Origin of the sequence: Streptomyces sp. NPDC000075 (assembly GCF_040301925.1) — a bacterium.
GTDB lineage: Bacteria > Actinomycetota > Actinomycetes > Streptomycetales > Streptomycetaceae > Streptomyces > Streptomyces polychromogenes.
The window spans coordinates 57,686-76,760 of the sequence record NZ_JBEPFL010000040.1 but is presented as its reverse complement, the minus strand read 5'-3'; the positions used below and the strand labels follow the sequence as shown (position 1 = coordinate 76,760).

Annotated in this window: 17 protein-coding genes; 14 read left to right on the top strand and 3 right to left on the bottom strand. The window is 71.8% G+C overall.

Going from position 1 to position 19,075, the window contains the following annotated elements:
- Positions 1-228 precede the first annotated feature (228 nt).
- The 4 genes from ABT403_RS33310 (at position 229) to ABT403_RS33295 (ending at position 4,336) form a co-directional block, all read left to right on the top strand.
- Positions 229-1,506: an NAD(P)-binding domain-containing protein gene (locus ABT403_RS33310; protein ID WP_344151403.1), complete on the top strand. Its 1,278-nt coding sequence runs from the start codon at positions 229-231 to the stop codon at positions 1,504-1,506.
- A 23-nt stretch (positions 1,507-1,529) separates the two neighbouring features.
- The gene (locus ABT403_RS33305) at positions 1,530-1,931 is read left to right on the top strand and encodes a hypothetical protein (protein ID WP_344151242.1); all 402 of its coding nucleotides are present in this window, start codon (positions 1,530-1,532) and stop codon (positions 1,929-1,931) included.
- A gap of 14 nt (positions 1,932-1,945) precedes the next feature.
- The gene (locus ABT403_RS33300) at positions 1,946-4,033 is read left to right on the top strand and encodes a SpoIIE family protein phosphatase (protein WP_344151406.1); all 2,088 of its coding nucleotides are present in this window, start codon (positions 1,946-1,948) and stop codon (positions 4,031-4,033) included.
- Between the two features lie 126 nt (positions 4,034-4,159).
- Positions 4,160-4,336 carry a hypothetical protein gene (locus ABT403_RS33295; protein ID WP_344151244.1) on the top strand — a complete coding sequence of 59 codons (177 nt, stop codon included), beginning with the start codon at positions 4,160-4,162 and terminating at the stop codon, positions 4,334-4,336.
- Positions 4,337-4,373: 37 nt separating this feature from the next.
- Here ABT403_RS33295 and ABT403_RS33290 read toward each other — a convergent pair whose 3' ends face one another.
- Entirely contained in the window at positions 4,374-4,814 is a 441-nt protein-coding gene (locus ABT403_RS33290; protein WP_344151246.1) for a DUF6299 family protein, read from the bottom strand.
- A 183-nt stretch (positions 4,815-4,997) separates the two neighbouring features.
- On the opposite strand from ABT403_RS33290, the gene ABT403_RS33285 reads away from it, so the two are divergent.
- Both ABT403_RS33285 and ABT403_RS33280 read left to right on the top strand, forming a co-directional pair.
- Positions 4,998-5,609 (top strand): DUF4352 domain-containing protein, encoded by a 612-nt coding sequence (locus tag ABT403_RS33285; RefSeq protein ID WP_344151249.1) that lies wholly within the window; start codon positions 4,998-5,000, stop codon positions 5,607-5,609.
- A 57-nt stretch (positions 5,610-5,666) separates the two neighbouring features.
- Positions 5,667-6,161, top strand: a complete 495-nt coding sequence (locus tag ABT403_RS33280; RefSeq protein ID WP_344151252.1) for a DUF5949 family protein — start codon at positions 5,667-5,669, stop codon at positions 6,159-6,161.
- A gap of 83 nt (positions 6,162-6,244) precedes the next feature.
- On the opposite strand, the gene ABT403_RS33275 is transcribed toward ABT403_RS33280, so the two are convergent.
- Entirely contained in the window at positions 6,245-7,510 is a 1,266-nt protein-coding gene (locus ABT403_RS33275) for a cytochrome P450 (RefSeq protein ID WP_344151255.1), read from the bottom strand.
- 96 nt (positions 7,511-7,606) lie between these two features.
- Positions 7,607-8,764, bottom strand: a complete 1,158-nt coding sequence (locus tag ABT403_RS33270; RefSeq protein ID WP_344151258.1) for a low temperature requirement protein A — start codon at positions 8,762-8,764, stop codon at positions 7,607-7,609.
- Between the two features lie 220 nt (positions 8,765-8,984).
- On the opposite strand from ABT403_RS33270, the gene ABT403_RS33265 reads away from it, so the two are divergent.
- The 8 genes from ABT403_RS33265 to ABT403_RS33230 all read left to right on the top strand — a co-directional run bounded on the left by ABT403_RS33265 (position 8,985) and on the right by ABT403_RS33230 (position 19,075).
- On the top strand, positions 8,985-10,391 hold the full coding sequence (locus tag ABT403_RS33265; protein WP_344151261.1) for an MFS transporter: 1,407 nt from the start codon (positions 8,985-8,987) through the stop codon (positions 10,389-10,391).
- A gap of 323 nt (positions 10,392-10,714) precedes the next feature.
- Positions 10,715-12,985 carry a formate C-acetyltransferase gene (gene pflB / locus ABT403_RS33260; RefSeq protein WP_344151264.1) on the top strand — a complete coding sequence of 757 codons (2,271 nt, stop codon included), beginning with the start codon at positions 10,715-10,717 and terminating at the stop codon, positions 12,983-12,985.
- Positions 12,986-13,127: 142 nt separating this feature from the next.
- The gene (gene pflA, locus ABT403_RS33255) at positions 13,128-13,958 is read left to right on the top strand and encodes a pyruvate formate-lyase-activating protein (RefSeq protein ID WP_344151267.1); all 831 of its coding nucleotides are present in this window, start codon (positions 13,128-13,130) and stop codon (positions 13,956-13,958) included.
- A 67-nt stretch (positions 13,959-14,025) separates the two neighbouring features.
- Positions 14,026-15,126: an MFS transporter gene (locus ABT403_RS33250; protein WP_344151270.1), complete on the top strand. Its 1,101-nt coding sequence runs from the start codon at positions 14,026-14,028 to the stop codon at positions 15,124-15,126.
- Positions 15,123-17,441 (top strand): molybdopterin oxidoreductase family protein, encoded by a 2,319-nt coding sequence (locus ABT403_RS33245; protein ID WP_344151273.1) that lies wholly within the window; start codon positions 15,123-15,125, stop codon positions 17,439-17,441. Before ABT403_RS33250 ends, ABT403_RS33245 begins: the two co-directional genes overlap by 4 nt.
- Positions 17,442-17,448: 7 nt before the next feature.
- Positions 17,449-18,048 carry a 4Fe-4S dicluster domain-containing protein gene (locus ABT403_RS33240; RefSeq protein WP_344151276.1) on the top strand — a complete coding sequence of 200 codons (600 nt, stop codon included), beginning with the start codon at positions 17,449-17,451 and terminating at the stop codon, positions 18,046-18,048.
- The gene (locus ABT403_RS33235) at positions 18,045-18,710 is read left to right on the top strand and encodes a QcrA and Rieske domain-containing protein (RefSeq protein WP_344151279.1); all 666 of its coding nucleotides are present in this window, start codon (positions 18,045-18,047) and stop codon (positions 18,708-18,710) included. Before ABT403_RS33240 ends, ABT403_RS33235 begins: the two co-directional genes overlap by 4 nt.
- Entirely contained in the window at positions 18,707-19,075 is a 369-nt protein-coding gene (locus ABT403_RS33230; RefSeq protein WP_344151282.1) for a hypothetical protein, read from the top strand. The genes ABT403_RS33235 and ABT403_RS33230 overlap by 4 nt, the downstream gene beginning before the upstream one ends.

The following is a 19,075-nucleotide window of genomic DNA, read 5'->3' as shown; positions in this document are numbered from 1 at the left end:
GGTTTTTTAAATACATAAAAACCCGCGGGGGAGTGTAAAAGGAAGACCCCGCCGCCCCCCCGGGGGGCGGGGGCCCCCCCCCCGCCGGGGCGCCGGCCGAGCCGGACGAGCTGGTGACGCGGTGACGCGGTGACGCCGGGGTGACGGTCATCCGGTGACCTGGTGACGCGCCGTCACACGGTGGGGCGGCGTCGATCGTGCTGGAGGAGAGGAACGCCCGTGAGGCGGATGGAGGATCTCGTGGTGGTCGGCGCGGGCCCGTACGGGCTGTCGATCGCCGCGCACGCGGCGGCGGCCGGGCTCGGCGTACGGGTGCTGGGCCGGCCCATGGCCTCCTGGCGGGACCACATGCCCGAGGGCATGTACCTCAAGTCGGAGCCCTGGTCCTCCAACCTCTCCGCCCCCGGCGGCCGCTACACCCTCGCCGAGTACTGCGCCACCCGGGGCGTCACGGCGGAGCACGGCAGCCCGCTGCCGATCGGCACCTTCAGCGCGTACGGCCTCTGGTTCGCCCGCCACGCCGGCCTGCCCGAGGTGGAGGAGAGCACCGTCACGGAGGTCGCCCCGGAGGGTGACGGCTTCCGGGTGAGCACCGCCGAGGGGCCGCCGCTGCTCGCCCGCACGGTGGCCCTGGCCGTCGGGGTGATGCCGTTCACCCGGTACCCGCGGGCGCTGCGCGAGCTGCCCCCGTCCCACTACTCGCACAGCAGCGGCCACCGCGACCTGTCCCGCTTCGCCGGCCAGGACGTGGCCGTCCTCGGCGCCGGGCAGGCCGCGCTGGAGACCGCCGCGCTGCTCGCGGAGACGGGGGCCCGGCCCCGCCTGGTGGCCCGCCGGTCCCGGCTGAACTGGAACACCGTCCCGCAGCCCCTGCGGCGGCCGGTGCTGCGGGCCCTGCGCGACCCGCACAGCGGGCTCGGCACCGGCTGGCGCAGCTGGGTGTGGTCGGAGCTGCCCCGGGCGGTGCGCGCCCTGCCCGCGCCGACGCGGGAGCGGATCGCCGCGACCGCCCTGGGGCCGGCCGGGGCCTGGTGGCTGCGGGACCGCTTCGAGGGGCGGGTGCCCGCGCTCATGGGACACCGGCTGCACCGGGCGGTGGCGGCGGGCGGGCGGACCCGGCTCGGGCTGACCGCGCCGGGCGGGGAGTCCGTCGTCCTGGACACCGCGCACGTCATCGCCGCGACCGGCTTCGCCCCCCGGCTGGCCCGCCTCGGTTTCCTGGACGCCGGGCTGCGGGCCGCGCTGGCGACCGTGGGCGAGGGGGACGCGCCGGAGCTGAGCCCCGGATTCGAGTCCTCCTGGCCGGGACTGTTCTTCGCGGGGCTGCTGACGGCTCCCTCATTCGGACCTTCCATGCGATTCGTGCACGGCGCGGGCTTCACGGCGGGGAGACTGGTGAAGGGAGTCCGCAAGCGCCTCGGCGCGCGGGGTCCGCTGCCGGGCTCGACCGGCGGGGTCCGGCAGGTCCGGGCCCCCGCCGGGCATCCGGAGACGTATCTACGCTGAGATCCACCTGAGAGGGGTCCGCGATGGGCGCGGAACGAGCACAGGGCGGCCGGGGCTGGGTGCGCATTCCCGCCAGCCGGGGGGAGCAGCCCCCGTCGGGGGCCGCCGCGGCCAAGCCGCACGGAGCGGGGCAGTACGGCGGGGGCCAGCACGGCGGGGGTCCGTACGGCGCAGGCCAGCACGGCGGCCAGCACGGCGGGGGTCCGTACGGCGCGGGCCCGTACGGGGGCAGCCAGCAGGCCCCCGGCCCGTACGGATCCGGCGGGTACCCCCCGGGCTCCCACCGGGGAGCGGGCTCCGGCGACCCGGCGGCGATCTACCTCTCCCTCGTCAAGCGCTGGCGGGAGGCCGGGCGCACCCTTCCGGGGCATCCTGACGAGGAGTGGGAGCGGCTGATCTCGCAGCCGTGCTGGCCCGGCCGTTAGGTGGTGTGAGTCTGGTGGCAGCGGCGGAGCGGGACGCCGGGGGGCAGGGCCCGCCCGGACCCCTGACGGGCCCCGGGGAGCGGCTCGCGCTCAACGGCATGGGCAGCTTCGAGTGGGACCTGGACAGCGGCACCCTCGTCCTGGACGAGGCCGGGCTGGCCGTTTTCGACCTGGAGACGGACGAGTTCGACCACACCCCCCGGGGCCTGGGCCTGCGGATCCCGGCCGACGACTCGGCCCGGCTCCAGGACACCGTGGACGGAGCGCTCGGCGGCGGCGGGGAGACGTACGGCTCGTACTTCACGGTGCGCCGGCGCGACGGCCGCGACCAGTGGACCCACACCCAGGGCCGGGTCCTGCGCGACCCCGACGGCCGGGCCCGGCGGATCGTCGGCATCGTCCGCGACGCCACCGCCGAGCTCGCCCACGCGACGGTGCTGCGGAAACTGGAGAACGCCCGCATCCAGCAGGCGGCCATCGTGCAGCGCACCACGGAGGCCCTGTCGCGGGCGGTGACCGTCGACGACGTGACGGCCGCCCTCACCGGCGCCGGCGCCCTGGAACGGCTCGGCGCGGACGGGCTGGCCCTGGGCCTCGTCGAGAACGACGCCATCAAGATCATCGCGTTGAGCGGGGAGTCCCTGGAGATCCTCGACGAACGCAAATTCACCCGGCTGGACGGATCCCTGCCCCTGTCCCAGGCCGTCATCACCCGCAAGGCGCGCTTCGTCACCTCCCTCTCCGCCCTCGCGGACGAGTTCCCGCTGCTGGCCGACTACCTGCGCCGCATCCGCTTCGACGCCGCCGCCTACCTGCCGCTGATCGCCCAGGCCCGGGCCATCGGCGGACTCGTGCTCTTCTACCGCCGTCGCACCGACTTCAGCCCTGAGGAGCAGAACCTGTGCCTGGGCCTGGCCGGCATCGTCGCGCAGTCCCTCCAGCGGGCCCTCCTCTTCGACCAGGAACGCGAGTTCGCCACCGGCCTCCAGGCCTCGATGCTCCCCCGCCGCATCCCCGAGATCACCGGCGGGGAGATCGCCGTCCGCTACCACTCCGCCTGGAGCGGGCGGGAGGTCGGCGGTGACTGGTACGACGTCATCTCCCTGCCCCGTGACCGCGTCGGGATCGTGGTGGGCGACGTACAGGGCCACGACACGCACGCCGCCGCCATCATGGGCCAGCTGCGCATCGCGCTGCGCGCCTACGCGGGCGAGGGACACCCGCCGTCCACCGTCCTCGCGCGGGCCTCCCGCTTCCTCGCCGAACTCGACACCGAACGCTTCGCCACCTGCATGTACGCCCAGGTGGACCTGGAGACCGGAGGCGTACGGGCCGTCCGCGCGGGCCACCTCGGCCCGCTGATCCGGCACACGGACGGGCGTACCGGCTGGCCCAACGTACGCGGCGGCCTGCCGCTGGGGCTGGCCTCGGCCTTCGAACAGGAGGAGTTCCCCGAGACCCGGCTGGACCTGGTCCCCGGCGAGACGCTCGTCCTGTGCACCGACGGGCTCGTCGAGGAGCCCGGTTCCACCATCACCGCCGGGATGGACGCCCTGGCCCAGGCCGTGCGCAGCGGGCCGCAGAGCCCGGGGGAGCTCGCCGACCACCTCTCCGACCGGCTGTGGGAACGCTGGGGCTCCGGCGACGACGTCGCCCTGCTCGTGCTGCGGCGGGCCCCCGACCCGGGCACCCACCGGGCGCCCCGGATCCACCAGTACGTCCACCAGGCCGACCCCGAGGGGCTTTCCGACGCCCGCTACGCCCTGCGGCAGGCCCTGCGCGACTGGGGGATGGCGGAGCTGGCCGACGACGTCGAGCTGGCGGCGGGGGAGCTGCTGGTCAACGCCCTGCTGCACACGGACGGCGGGGCGGTGCTGACGATGGAGGTGCTGCCGGAGCCGGTGCGGCGGATCCGGCTGTGGGTCAAGGACCGCTCCAGCGTGTGGCCGCGCAGGCGCTCCCCGGGCGAGGCGGCCACCACGGGGCGCGGGCTGCTGCTGGTGGACGCGCTGGCCACGCACTGGGGGGTGGAGTCCAGGGGTGACGGCAAGGCGGTGTGGTGCGAGTTCGACGCGGGCGGCGCTCCGCGCGGCGCGGCGTGACCGGCGGCCTGGCCGAAGGCCCGCCGTGACCGAGCGGTCACGCCGAGTTGTGGGATGCGGAGGGCGGGGTGATGATGCCGCCATGAAACCGAAGCGTGGTCTTCCGCGTGGCGTGCGGAACGAGCCGTGCGCCGCCTGAACAGGGGTGCGGTCACGGGCATCGTGGTAACGCTCCTCGTGCTGCTGCTGGCGGCCGGGGGGCAGGCGGTCGTGGACTGGACGACCGGGCGGCCGCACAGCGACCCCGGGTGCCAGACGGTCGCGTTCATGTCGATGACGGGCGTCGCCCCGGAGTGCCGGTAGCGGCGGCTACCGGACCCCGCGGGCCTGCCACCCCCTGCTACCGGTGGTCGACGACCACCACGATGTCGCGCTCGTCCTGCGCGACCGTGCTGAGCGCGCGCGGCATCAGCCCGGACATGTGGATCTCCTGGAGCTCCGCGACGGCCCGCGCCGGGCCCTCGTGCAGGCCGGCCGTCAGCGGGCTCACCGCCTTCCAGTGGTGCTCCCGGCCGTCGCAGAACACCTCGCCGGCGCCGATGCTCAGGCGGCTGCCGTCCTGGACGACGGTGGCCTTGATCTGGACCGCCCCCGACGTCGGGGAGAGCTCGCAGTGGTAGGTGCCGGAAAGGACGACCTCGCCCTGACCGTTGATGTGGGCCTGCGACCTCATGGAAATTCCCTGGTGGAAAACGGTGGCCAGGGCGGGGGTGGCGAACAGGGTGGTGGCGGCGAGGGCGGAGAAGGCCGTCAGGGCCATTCGGCGGGCAGCGGTGGACATTATTCCTCCGGGTGGGTGCGGGGTGGCGGGATTCCGCCGGAACGCATTGTGCTGGCAGTTGGCGGGCAACTCGCTCCGCGCGCTCGTGTCGGTGTGTGCAATTCCCCGCTCGGGCGCGTGAGACTGGCCGAAAGATATCGCCGCCGAACGCCTGCTTTCGAAGATCCCCGAAGGGGTCCCCGTATGCGTCACACCTCCCGCGCGCTCGCCGCCGCCGCGCTCCTGCCCGCCCTGCTGCTGACCGCCACCGCCTGCCAGAGCGCCCCCGGGGGGACCGCGCAGCCCCCGGCCGCCGTGCCCGCCGTCCCGGCCGACGACGGGGTGCCGGGCGGCGACGAGGAGCCCGCCGCCCCGGACCGGGCCGCGGCGGCCGGCGCCGCGAAGGATGCCCATGTGGGTGACTCCGTACGGGTGCAAGGGCGGGAGGTGGGTCGACACCTCCAGGTGCTGCTCGGCGCGTTCGTGGACCCCGCCGTCAGCGTCGAACCCAACTACGCGCCCCCCGCCGGCAAGCGCTGGGTGGCCGCCTCGATGTCGTTCGTCAACGTCGGCGGGGCCTCGTACGGGGCGCTCGGGCGCATGTGGGCGTACGACGGCGCGGGCAAGCGCCACCCGGCCCTGCGCACCGGTGAACTGACGACCGGCAAACCCCTCGTCTTCGATTCCCTCGCGGTCGGTGAACGGGCCGAAGGGTGGGTGGTGTTCGAAATTCCGGAAAACCAGCGCATTGTGCGGCTCCAGTATCAGGACGCGAACATGCGGCCGAATTCCGGAGGTGGATTCTGGGCCGTGTAGCCCGCCCGGGTGAAAGGCCGTGAAAGGCCCGGGCGGGAGAGCACTAAGGTGCGGCGCATGACTTCAACGCAAGCCGAAACCGACCGCTCCCTGCTCGGCACCCTTTCCGTCCTCGCCTGGATCGGTGACCCCTCCGAGGGCCACGACGTCCCGTACCTCATCGCCTACACCCTCGGCGACGGCCCGCAGGGGCGGGAGGGCGGCGAGGCGGCCGCCCGCGGGCTGCTGGAGGAGATCGGCCTGCAGATCGGCGACGTCGTCATGGACGGCACGCGCAACCCGCGTACCTTCCCCGTGCAGATCCTGCTCGCCGACGACCAGATCGCACTGACCCTGCCCGGACTGAACGCCACCTGCACCGCCCCGCCCGAGTGGGTGGCCGCCGCGAACGAGAGCGGGCAGGCCTACTTCCTGTTCGCCACCCGCGCCTGGCCCGAGGCCGTCCCGGGCCAGGCCGTGACGCCGGAGCTGCTCCAGGGCTTCGCCGGGGACGAGGCGGTGCTGACCAGCAGCGCCCACTGCGTCCTCGCGGTGCAGACCCTGCAGAAGTAGCCGCGGCGGCGGTCGCCGCCCCGCTCCGGCCGCCGGGCTCCCAGCCTGCCCGGCGGCCGGCCCCTTTCCCGGCCGGCTGCCCCCTACGGCCCTGACGGGCACTCGAAGGCGAAGCGCAGCGAACGGACGCGGTTGTCGAAGTTGGACCCCGCCAGGTCGGGCAGGCCCACCGCCCGCAACCCCACCGGCCGGGTCAGCAGCTCGCGGAACAGGGCCTTCATCTCCACCCGGGCCAGATGGGCGCCCAGGCAGAAGTGCGGCCCCCCGCCGCCGAAGCCCAGGTGCGGGTTGGGCGAGCGGGTGATGTCGAAGGCGTCAGGGTCCGGGAAGACCGCCTCGTCCCGGTTGGCGGAGGCGTAGTACAGCACCACCTTGTCCCCCGGGGCGAACGCGTGACCGCCCAGGGTGTGTTCCGTGGTGACCGTCCGGCGGAACTGGATGATCGGCGTCGAGTGCCGGATCATCTCGTCCACCGCGCCGTCCGCGTACGTCTCGAAGTCCGACAGCAGCAGGTCCCGTTGGGCGGGGAAGTCCGTCAGCAGGGTCAGCCCGTGGGTGATGGCGTTGCGGGTCGTCTCCACCCCCGCCACCATCAGCAGGCTGAAGAAGGCCCCCAACTGGCGGGCCCCGAGCGCCTGCCCGTCCACGTTCGCGCACACCAGGGCCGAGATCAGGTCGTCGGAGGGGTTGCGGCGCCGCTCCCGGCCGATGCCCGCGACCATCCGCTGCATCCGGGCCAGAGCCCGCAGCCCGCGCCCGGGCATCCGCAGCCGCGACGCCAGGCCGCGCTCCACCCCGATGTTCTCCGAGGCGTGGTTGACCCGGTCGGCGATCTCCGCCCGGTAGCGGTCGGGGATGCCCATCATGTTGCAGATGACCTCCAGGGGCAGCCGGGAGGACACCGCCGAGACGAACTCGTCGGGCCGCCGCTCCAGCACGTCGTCCACGATCCGCGCCGCCACCGCGTGGATGTCCTCCTCCGCGGCCGCCAGCAGCCGGGGCGTGAACGCCCGCTGCACGATCTTCCGCAGCTGCGCGTGGTCCGGGCCGTCCAGGTTGACCATCGAGTCCCCGAACAGGGCCCGCACCCAGCGGGCCGGCTCCGGCGTGGTGACCCCGGGGGCGCTCGCGAACACCTTGGGCAGCCGGCTGGCCTCCTGCACGTCCGCGTGCCGTACGAGGGCCCAGTGGCCGCCGCGGCCACCGCCCTCCGGAACGAACACGGGGGAGTCCAGGGCGCGCAGGCGGGCGAAGGCCGCGAGGCGGTCGGCGGGAGGCCGCTGCCAGAAGCCCGGCTCGGCCAGTTCCCCGCCGGGGCCGGTACCGAGTCTCTGTGAGGGGAGTGTCATCCGAGGTGCCTCTCTTGCCGTCGCCCGTCACCGTGGCGTCCTGCGCTGGAGAACGCCGGCGGCGCCACGGGGGTGACGGTCCCGGGCGCCGCCGCCTCAGACGGCCACCGGCGCGGAGCGGACCGCGAGGGTCATCCCCACCACCACCGTGCCCGCCGCGACCAGCCCCGCGTACAGCACGGCGTACGAACCCGCCCAGGTGCAGGCGAGGATCGCGACGGCGGACAGCGGCAGGACCAGCTGCTGGGCGGGCCCCCGCTTGAAGTGCCGCGAGTGCAGCAGCCACACCATCAACAGGAACACCGCCGCCGGCACGGTCACGGCGGCGTTCGCCGCCACCTGCGAGATGTGCGCCTTGCCGACCGCGTGCTCCACCGCCACCTCGATGCCCGCGCCGATCGCCGCACCCGAACCGAAGATCACCAGGTGGCCGTAGCCCCACGGGATGGCCTCCCGGTTGGAGTTCAGCCGCTCGTGCATCGGGACCGCGAAGTAGATCCACCAGGCGGCGAAGACGATCAGCAGCCCGCCCGCCGCGATGGGCAGCAGCTCGCCCAGCGCCTCGTGCTCGTCGAGGGCCGACTTCACCGCCACGGTGCTCGCGGCGATGGTCTCGCCCAGCACGATGATGGTGAACAGCCCGTACCGTTCCACGATGTGGTGGGCGTGCCACGGCGTCTGGTGCCCGCTCTCCGCCACCAGCGGGACCATCAGCTCGGCCACCAGCAGCACCAGGAACAGCCAGCGCTTCCACCCGTCCGGCGCGAACAGCAGCCCCACCCAACCCGCCTGGCACAGCAGCAGCCCGGCCGCGTACTTCAGCGCCGCGGTCCGCCCCGGCCCGCTCTCCCCGGCCGCGGCCCGCAGCCACTGCGCCGTCAGCGCCAGGCGCATGATCAGGTAGCCGACGACGGCCACCGTCCAGTCGTTGCCGTCGAAGGCCCGGCTCACCCCCGCCGCGTAGACGAGCACCCCGGCGATCTGCACGAGCGTCGCGATCCGGTACGGCACGTCGTCGCAGTCGTAGGCGGAGGCGAACCAGGTGAAGTTCATCCACGCCCACCACACGCCGAAGAAGACGAAGAAGTAGCCGACCAGCCCGCTGCCGGGATGCCCCTCCGCGAGCGCGTGCACCAGCCGCTGACCCGCCTGGGCGATCGCGACGACGAAGCAGAGGTCGAAGAACAGCTCCAGCGTGGTGGCGGTCCGGTGGCCCTCGTCGCGGCTGCGGGCGGTCATAGGTACGTACGTCATACCGCCCAGCACACCAGGCCCGGGCCGCCCGGGAGCCGAGGCGCGCGGCCCGCACCGCACGGGTACCCCGGCCGGACGCGGGCGCCGGCGGCCCGACCAACGCACTGCCCGCGGCGGGACCTTGTCCCGCCGCCCGCACGACGTTCGCCCCTGACGCGCGGTGCCCCCGCGGGCAGAGCCTGGAAGGGTCACGCCCCTCCTCGACGTTCAGGACGACGCCATGAGCACCGCAACCCAGCAAGCGCCGGAGGTATTGGCCGACCCGGCGCAGTACCGCCCGGGCCGCGCCATCACGGACTGGAGGCCGGAGGATCCGTCCTTCTGGCAGTCCACGGGCAAGCGGGTCGCGACCCGCAACCTGTGGATCGCGGTACCGGCGCTCCTGGTGGCCTTCGTGGTCTGGCAGGTCTGGAGCATCACGGCGACCAACCTGAAGGACGTCGGATTCGGCTTCTCCCAGTCGCAGCTGTTCTGGCTGACGGCGATCCCCGGCGTCACCGGCGGCACCGCCCGTATCTTCTACACCTTCCTCGGCCCGATGGTCGGCCAGCGGCGTTTCACCGCGCTCTCCACGCTGGTGCTGATCGTCCCGCTGCTGTGGCTGGGCTTCGCCGTGCAGGACCCGGGCACCTCCTACGGCACGATGGTCGCGATCGCCGCGCTGTGCGGTATCGGCGGCGCGAACTTCTCCTCCTCCCTGGCCAACATCGGCTTCTTCTACCCCAAGCAGGAGAAGGGCAACGCCACCGGCATCAACGGCGGCCTGGGCAACCTGGGCGTCTCCGTGGTCCAGCTGCTGACGCCCATCCTGATCACCTCGTCGGTGCTGGCGATCGGCGCGGGCCAGAAGAAGGCGAACGGCTCGGAGATCTACCTCCAGAACGCGGCTTTCGTCTGGGTCCCGGTGGTGGTCGTGCTCGCGGCCGTGGCCTGGTTCGGGCAGAACGACCTGAAGGTCGCCTCCACCCCGTTCAGCCAGCAGAAGATCATCTTCCGGCGTAAGCACAACTGGCTGATGACCTGGCTCTACGTCGGCACCTTCGGCTCCTTCATCGGCTTCGCCGCCGCGCTGCCGCTGCTCATCAAGACCACCTTCCCGGCGTACTCGGTGGCGACCTACGCCTGGATGGGCCCGGCGCTGGGCGCCCTGGCCCGCTGGGCGGGCGGCTGGATCGCCGACAAGCTGGGCGGGGCCCGGGTGACGATCCTGTCGTTCGCGGGCATGGCCGCCTCGATCATCGGTGTGATCAACTTCCTGCCCACAGGCTCGGATTCGGGTTCCTTCCACGGTTTCTTCCTCTGCTTCCTGGCCGCGTTCTTCTTCTCCGGCGTCGGTAACGGCTCGACCTTCCGGCAGATCCCGGTGATCTTCCGGGGCGTGCACCTGAAGGGTCTGGCGGAGGGCACCCCGCAGTACGCGGCGGCCCTGAAGCAGGCGGAGATCGAGTCCGGAGCGGTGACCGGTTTCACCGCGGGAATCGCCGCCTACGGGTTCTTCTTCATCCCGGCGATGTTCGCCAACTTCGCCGTGACCAGTGCGATGTGGGGCTTCGTGGGGTTCTACGCGAGCTGTGTGGTCGTGGCCTGGTGGTTCTACGCCCGGCCCGGCGCGGAAGCCCCCAGCTGACCCGCGTCCCCCGCGCCGGTCCCGTTCCACGCCTCCATGCTGCCCGGCCCGTCCGGGGCGGGCGCGGCGTTGTCCACAGGGGCGGGCATGCGTCGGATCATCGGATTAAGAGCGACGCGCGCAGATATTTGTGAAAGCTTTCACAAGCGCACGAAGGGCTTAAGTCCCCTCCTGAAACTCCAGGTCACACCACCTGTGCAGCAGCCGGGGCCCGAAGGTCGCAGGACCTTCGGGCCCCGATTCGGGACCATCGCGGCGCCAAATGATCGATCAAAGGGCGTGCAATGGAGACAAGCAATGAGGCGACTCGGAAGGTGCCGGCCATGACTGCCACCCCTGCGGAAACCACGATGCACACCGGAGCCTGGGACGGCTTCAAGGGCGGCCTGTGGCGCGACGCCATCGACGTCCGCGACTTCATCCAGCGGAACTACACCCCGTACGAGGGCGACGGCTCCTTCCTCGCCGGCCCCACCGAGCGCACCACCGCCGTGTGGAAGTCCCTCACCGACAAGTTCCCCCAGGAGCGCGAGAAGGGCGTCTACGACATCGCGTACGACATCCCCTCGACGATCACCGCCCACGCCCCCGGCTACATCGACCGCGACAAGGACCTGATCGTCGGTCTCCAGACGGACGCCCCGCTCAAGCGCGCGATCATGCCGAACGGCGGCTGGCGCATGGTCGCCGGCGCCCTGGACACCTACGGCTACCCGGTCTCCGAGGAACTGGCGAAGGTCTTCACCGAATACCGCAAGACCCACAACGCCGGCGTCTTCGACGCCTACACCCCCGAGATCCGCGCCGCCCGCAAGGCGGGCGTGGTGACCGGCCTCCCCGACGCGTACGGCCGCGGCCGCATCATCGGCGACTACCGCCGCGTGGCCCTCTACGGCGTCGACCGCCTCATCGAGGCCAAGAAGGAGGAGAAGGACGAGCTGAACGCCCTCCCCGCGGGCGGCCGTTCGCTGGAGGAGACCATCCGCCTGCGCGAGGAACTCGCCGAGCAGATCCGCGCCCTCACCGAACTCAAGGCGATGGCGGCCTCCTACGGCTACGACATCTCCGGCCCGGCCGGCACCGGCCGCGAGGCCATCCAGTGGCTGTACTTCGCCTACCTGGCCGCCGTGAAGGAGCAGAACGGTGCGGCCATGTCACTCGGCCGCACCTCCACCTTTGTCGACATATACCTTCAGCGCGACATCGAGGCCGGCCTGCTCACCGAGGAAACCGCCCAGGAACTCGTCGACGACTTCATCATCAAGCTCCGCATCGTGCGCTTCCTGCGCACCCCGGAGTACGACGAGCTGTTCTCCGGCGACCCGACCTGGGTCACCGAGTCCATCGCCGGCATGGGCGAGGACGGCCGCCCCCTCGTCACCAGGACCTCCTTCCGCTACCTCCAGACCCTCTACAACCTCGGCCCGGCCCCCGAGCCCAACATGACCGTCTTCTGGTCGCCCCGCCTGCCGCAGGGCTTCAAGGAGTTCTGCGCCCACGTCTCGATCGACACCTCCTCCGTGCAGTACGAGTCCGACGAGCTGATGCGCCCCCGGTTCGGCGACGACACCGCCATCGCCTGCTGCGTGTCGGCCATGCCCGTCGGCAAGCAGATGCAGTTCTTCGGCGCCCGCGTGAACCTCGCCAAGACGCTGCTCTACGCGATCAACGGCGGCCGCGACGAGAAGTCCGGCGCCCAGGTCGGCCCCCGCACCGCCGTCCCGGCCTCCGCCGTCCTCGACTACCACGAGGTCATGGAACGGTTCGACACGCAGCTGGAGTGGCTCGCCCGGACCTACGTCCACGCCCTGAACGTCATCCACTACATGCACGACCGGTACGCGTACGAGCGCATCGAGATGGCCCTCCACGACCGCGATGTCCGCCGCACCATGGCCTGCGGCATCGCCGGCCTCTCGGTCGCCGCCGACTCCCTGTCCGCCATCAAGCACGCGAAGGTCACCGCCGTACGCGACGAGACCGGCCTCGCCACCGACTACCTCGTCGAAGGCGACTACCCGGCCTACGGCAACAACGACGACCGCGTCGACGCGATCGCCGTGTGGCTGGTCGAGGAGTTCATGCGCAAGGTCCGCAAGCACGAGACGTACCGGGGCGCCGAGCACACCCAGTCCGTGCTGACGATCACCTCGAACGTGGTCTACGGCAAGAAGACCGGCAACACCCCCGACGGCCGCCGCTCCGGCGAGCCGTTCTCCCCGGGCGCCAACCCCATGAACGGCCGCGACACCCACGGCTACGTCACCTCGGCGCTGTCCGTCGCCAAGCTCCCCTACGAGGACGCCGAGGACGGCATCTCGCTCACCAACACGGTCACCCCCGACGGCCTCGGCCGCACCCCCGAGGAGCGGATCAGGAACCTCGCGGGCGTCCTCGACGGCTACATGGCGGTCGACGGCTTCCACATGAACGTCAACGTCCTCAACCGCGACACCCTCATGGACGCCATGGAGCACCCGGAGAAATACCCGCAGCTGACCATCCGGGTCAGCGGGTACGCGGTCAACTTCGTCCGCCTCACCCGCGACCAGCAGCTCGACGTCCTCAACCGCACCTTCCACGGCACGCTGTAACCGCTCCCGGGCCCCACCCGCCGCCCGGCCACCGCCGGCCGGAAGACCCCCGGGCCGCGCCGCCCGGGGGTCCGGGCCCTCACCCCGGCCCCCGGGGCCGCACGCTTCCATCGGACACCGGAACACGTCTGGAGCACCCGCCATGACCGTCCTCTTCGGTACGAGCCTCCCCGTCGGCCCCACCCCGGCCGCCGCCCCCGCCAGCTGCGGGCGCACCCCGGCCGCCGCGGCGACCCAGCGCCCCAGCGAGGGCTCCGTCCACTCCTGGGACCTGTCCACCGGCGTCGACGGACCCGGCACCCGGTTCGTCACCTTCCTCGCCGGATGCCCGCTGACCTGCCTGTACTGCCACAACCCCGACACCATGCGCATGCGCGGCGGCAAGCGCACCTCCGCCGACGCCGTCATCGCCGAAGCCCGCAAGTACACCCGCTTCATCTCCGCCTCGGGCGGAGGCGCCACCCTCTCGGGCGGGGAACCGCTGCTCCAGCCCGTCTTCGCGGGCGAACTCCTGCACCGCATGAAGCACGAGCTCGGCCTGCACACCGCCCTCGACACCTCCGGCTTCCTCGGCGCCCGTGCCACCGACGCGCTGCTGCGCGACGTGGACCTCGTCCTCCTCGACATCAAGTCCTGGGACCGCGACACCTACCGGCACGTCACCGGCCGCCCGCTCGAACCCACCCTCGACTTCGCCCGCCGCCTCGCCGGCCTGGGCAAGGAGGTGCACCTGCGGTTCGTGCTGGTGCCCGGCCTCACCGACGCCCACGAGAACGTCGACGGCGTGGCCGCGTTCGCCGCAGGCCTCGGCAACGTCTCACGGGTGGACGTCCTGCCCTTCCACAAGCTGGGCGAGAGCAAGTGGGAGGCCCTGGGGGTGCCCTTCACCCTCCACGACACGCCGTCGCCCACCGCCGCACAGGTCGCCGAGGCCAAGGCGGTTTTCGCCGCCCGCGGGCTGGATGCCGTATGACCCGTTCGGAGCAACCATAAGATCTGCATAACGGGCCAAAACGGTACAGACCACCTAGCGTGGTGCTGTGTCCGAGCCCACAGACGTACTCGCCGCAGACCCGCCGCCACCGCCCGGCGCACCGCAGCCCCCAGCGCCGGCCGGCCGGTCCGTCACCGCACGGGCCACCCTGGCCGGCACGGTCGTGTCCCTCCTGCTCATCGCCGCGATCGTGCTCGGCAGCCGCCTCCTGCGGGACTTCGACTCCGCACTGCTGCCCTACGCCGTCGCCACCGTCTTCCTGGCCTTCGGCGTGGCCTACCGGTACACCGTCTGGGTCTCCGCACCCGGCGCGCGCCGCCTCTTCAAAAAGGGCTTCGGCAGCTTCTTCTCGGCCGCCAACTTCAAGAAGGCACCCACCGCCCTGCCGCGGATGATCGCCACCTACCTCGGATTCCAGAAATTCCTCGGCGCCCGCTCCCGCCCCCGCTGGGCCGCCCACCAGCTGATCTTCTGGGGCTGCCTGCTGGCCGCCGCGATCACCTTCCCCCTCACCTGGGGCTGGTTCACCTTCACCTCCGGCAGCGGCTCCGGCCCCGGCTACGAAATGCGGATCTGGGGCTTCAAAGTCCTCGGCTTCAACTCGCTGAACATCCTCGGCTGGCTGATGTTCCACGGCCTGGACATCGCGGCCGTCCTTGTCATCCCCGGAGCCTCGTACTTCCTGTGGCGCCGCATGAAGGACCGCGGCGCCATCACCGGCCAGCGGTTCGCCTACGACCTGCTCCCGCTGATCTGCCTCATCGTGATCTCGGTGACCGGACTCCTGCTGACCTTCTCGTCGATCTTCCTGCACGGAGGCGGCTACGAGTTCCTGGCCATCCTCCACATGGTGTCCGTCGTCTTCACCCTCATCTACATCCCCTTCGGGAAGTTCTTCCACATCGTCCAGCGGCCCGCCGCCGTCGGCATGCAGCTGTTCAAGTACACCGCCCGCCAGGACGAACAGGTCTTCGCCTGCAAGCGCTGCGGCGAACCCATCGACACCACCCCGTACGTCGAGAACCTGCGCGGCACCATGCGCGACCTCCGCCTCGACTTCAACGCCTTCGTCGAGTACTGCCCCCGCTGCAAGCGGATCCTGCGCGGCAACGCCTACCTGACCCACGTCAAGAAGGGCTTCAAGTGACCGCGACGGACCCCGCCCAGCCGGCCCCCCTGCCCCTCGACCCGGCCATCGCCCCGCCCGGCACCCGCAACTTCCGCGACGCCGGCGGCCTCCCCGCCGACCGCTGGCACGCCGACCAGAACGGCGAGACCCTCGTCCCCACCCACTGCTGCTTCTGCGGCGTGCAGTGCGGCATGTACCTGCGCGTCGACCGCGCCGGCAAGGTCTTCGGCGTCGAACCCCGCAACCACGACATCAACCGGATGCGGATGTGCCCCAAGGGCATCAACGCCTACCAGCAGGTCAACCACCCCGACCGGCTGACCGCACCACTGATGCGCCGCTCCCGCGACGAGGAGTTCAAGGAGGTCTCCTGGGACGAGGCCCTGAACTTCACCGTCTCCGAGATCCGCCGCATCCAGGAAACCCACGGCAACGACGCCTTCGGACTCCTCGGCGGCGCCAGCCTGTTCTCCGAGAAGACCTACCTCGTCGGGAAGTTCGCCCGCGTCGCCCTCAAGACCAAACACGTCGACTACAACGGCCGGCTCTGCATGGTCAGCGCCGCCGGCGCCAACAAACTCGCCTTCGGCATCGACCGCGCCGGCAACCCCTTCTCCGACATCCTGCTCACCGACTGCCTGCTCATCGCCGGATCCAACGTCGGCGAGTGCTTCCCCGTGATGACCCAGTACCTGTGGGGCGCACGCGACCGCGGAGCCACCCTGATCGTCGTCGACCCGCGGGAGACGGCCATCGCCCGCACCGCCGACATCCACGTCGCCCTCAGACCCGGCACCGACTCCGCGTTCTTCAACTCCGTCCTGCACGTGATCGTCGCCGAAGGCCTCACCGACGAGGCCTACCTCGCCGCACACACCACCGGCTGGGACGAGGTCAAGAAGACCGTCGCCGAATATCCGCCCGCCCGCTCCGCCGAGATCTGCGGCATCCCCGCCGAACAGATCACCCAGGTCGCCCGCGTCTTCGCGACCGCCGGCAAGGCCATGGCCTGGCACGCCCGCGGAATCGAACACCACTCCCAGGGCGTCGAGAACTGCCTCACCGTCATCAACCTGTGCGTCGCCACCGGCAACATCGGCAAACCGGGCGCCGGCTACGGCACCATCACCGGCCAGGGCAACGGGCAGGGCGGCCGCGAACACGGCCAGAAATCCGACCTGCTCCCCGGCGGCCGCTCCATCACCAACCCGGAACACCGCGCCCAGATCTGCCGCATCTGGGGCATCGAGGAGTCCGAACTCCCCGGCGCCGGGACCTCCATGATGGAGATGGTCTGGCAGATGCAGCGCAAGGAGATCCGCGGCCTCATCGGCATCTGCAACAACCCCTTCGTCTCCCTCCCCAACTACGCCGTGGTCAAGGCCGGCTACGACACCGCCGAGTTCCACGCCCAGTTCGACTTCTTCCTCTCCGAGACCGCGGCCAACGCCCACGTCGTCTTCCCCGTCACCACCTGGGCCGAGGACGAGGGCGTCATGGCCAACGCCGAAGCACGCGTCGTCAAGCACAACAAGGCCCAGGAACCTCCCGCCGGCGTCCGCACCGACACCTGGGTCATCTGCGAACTCGCCCGGCGCCTCGGCGCAGGCCACCACTTCGACTTCCCCGGCTCCCGCGAGGTGTTCGAAGAACTGCGCATCGCCTCCGCCGGCACCGTCAACGACTACTACGGCATCACCTACGACCGCCTCGAAGCCACCGGCGGCATCGCCTGGCCCTGCCCCTCCACCGAACACCCCGGCACCCCGCGGCTCTTCGAGGACGGACGGACCTACCACCCCGACGGCAAGATCCACCTGCAGGTCGTGGAATGGCACCCGCCGATGGACGCCTACACCGAGGAATTCCCCCTCTCCCTCACCACCGGCCGCACCGTCGCCCACTTCCTCTCCGGCAACCAGACCCGCCGCCTGGGCGCCCTCGTCGAACAGACCCCGCGCCCCTGGGTGGAGGTCCACCCCTCCCACGGCTTCCGCGACGGCGACGCCGTCAGGGTGGTCACCCGGCGCGGCAGCGAGGTCTTCCCGGCCCTCGTCACCGAGGCCATCCGGCCCGACACCGTCTTCATCCCCTACCACTGGCCCGTCCCGACGGCCGCGAACGCCCTGACCATCGACGCCCTCGACCCCCGCTCGAAGATCCCCGAGTACAAGGTCTGCGCCGCCCGCATCGAGTCGGCCGAACGCGTCGACGAGGTACCCGAACCCCCCACGGCCCCCGGCCACCAGGCCTACCCGGAGACCCAGGTCTCCCGCACCGACCCCCTGCCGCCCACGTCCCCCCAGGGCCGTGGCACCGCGGAGAGGAGCTGACGCCGCCATGATGGGCCGCACGATCTTCATCGACCCGGGCCGCTGCATCGGCTGCCAGGCCTGCGTCTCTGCCTGCCGCGAATGCGACTCGCACCGCGGCAAGTCGATGATCCACCTCGACTACAGCGACCCCGGCCAGTCCGTCGCCTCCCTGCCGACCGTCTGCATGCACTGCGAGGACCCCGTCGCCCCCTGCGCCGAGGTCTGCCCCGCAGACGCGATCCTGGTGACCGCCGACGGCGTCGTCCAGCAGGCCGACACCACCCGCTGCATCGGCTGCGCCAACTGCGTCAACGCCTGCCCCTTCGGGGTTCCGAAGATCGACCTCCAGGCGAAGCTCCAGATGAAGTGCAACCTTTGCTACGACCGCACCGCCTACGGCCTGGCCCCCATGTGCGCCACCGTCTGCCCGACCGGCGCCCTCTTCTACGGAACCCTCGAAGAGCTCCGGGCCGAGCGCCCCGGCGTCGAGGTCGCCGACTCCTTCGCCTTCGGCGACGTGGTCGTCTCCACCGGCGTGGCTATGGTCGTCCCCGCCGACAAGGTCCAGTGGCCCGTCCCCGGCGGGCTGCCCGTCGTCGAAGTCAACGGGGTGGATGTGCGATGAGCGTGACCGAACAGCCCGCCCCCCAGCCCGGCCGGGACCCCGATGGCGACGGCGACGACGACGCGGCCGCCCGGCAGCTGCGCGACCGGATCAGCGCCGACTCCCTCACCACACGCCGCGACTACCTCCGGATCGTCGCCACCGTCTCCGGCGGCCTCGCCATCGGCGGAGTCGGCGTCGCCGCCGGCATCCTGCACCGGCACGGCGACAGCGAGCACCTGCCCGAGGCCAAGAAGGTCACCGACGCGCTCGCCCCCGGCCAGGCCGTCGCCTTCCGGTTCCCCGGTGACGAGGACCGGGCCCTCGCCGTCCGGCTCGCCGACGGAAGCCTCGTCGGCTACTCGGCGGTCTGCACCCACCTCGCCTGCGCCGTCCTGTGGCGCGAGGACCGGGGCTCCGAGGGAGAGCTGTACTGCCCCTGCCACGAAGGCGTCTTCGACGCCCGCACCGGCGAGGTCACCGCCGGGCCGCCGCCCCGCCCCCTCCCCAGGATCTTCCTCACCGAACGGGCCGACGGCAGCGTCTGGGCCATCGCCACCGCCCGCTCGGGAGAGACCGCCAAGGAAGCCCTCTGCCGGCAGTTCGGCGACTCCCGCCCCGAGGCGGCCCAACGCCTGGGCTGCCCCGCAGCGGCCCGCGCCACCGAGAGCAGGCGGACATGAACGACCCCCAGCTGCCACCCCGCCCCGCCTACCGGCCGGGAAGCGCCCAGCCCCGGCTGAACCGCCCCGTCCACGAGCGCTACCCCCAGATCCGCCCCACCAGCGGCTACGGCGACCCGCGGATCCGGCGCACCGGCCCCGGCCCGGGCGCCGGCACCGAACAGGAACCGGAGCGCTCCTCGAAGCTCAACGCCCGCCTCGCCCTCGCCCTCACCGTCGTCATCGGCCAGCTCTGGGCGCTGACCGTGACCGTCAACGAGTGGATGAAGGGCAACACGGCCACGGCCTGGTGGGGTGCGGGATTCCTGATCCTGTCCTTCCTCGTCGTGATCGCCCTGTGGCTCCTCGACCCGAAGGACCGATGA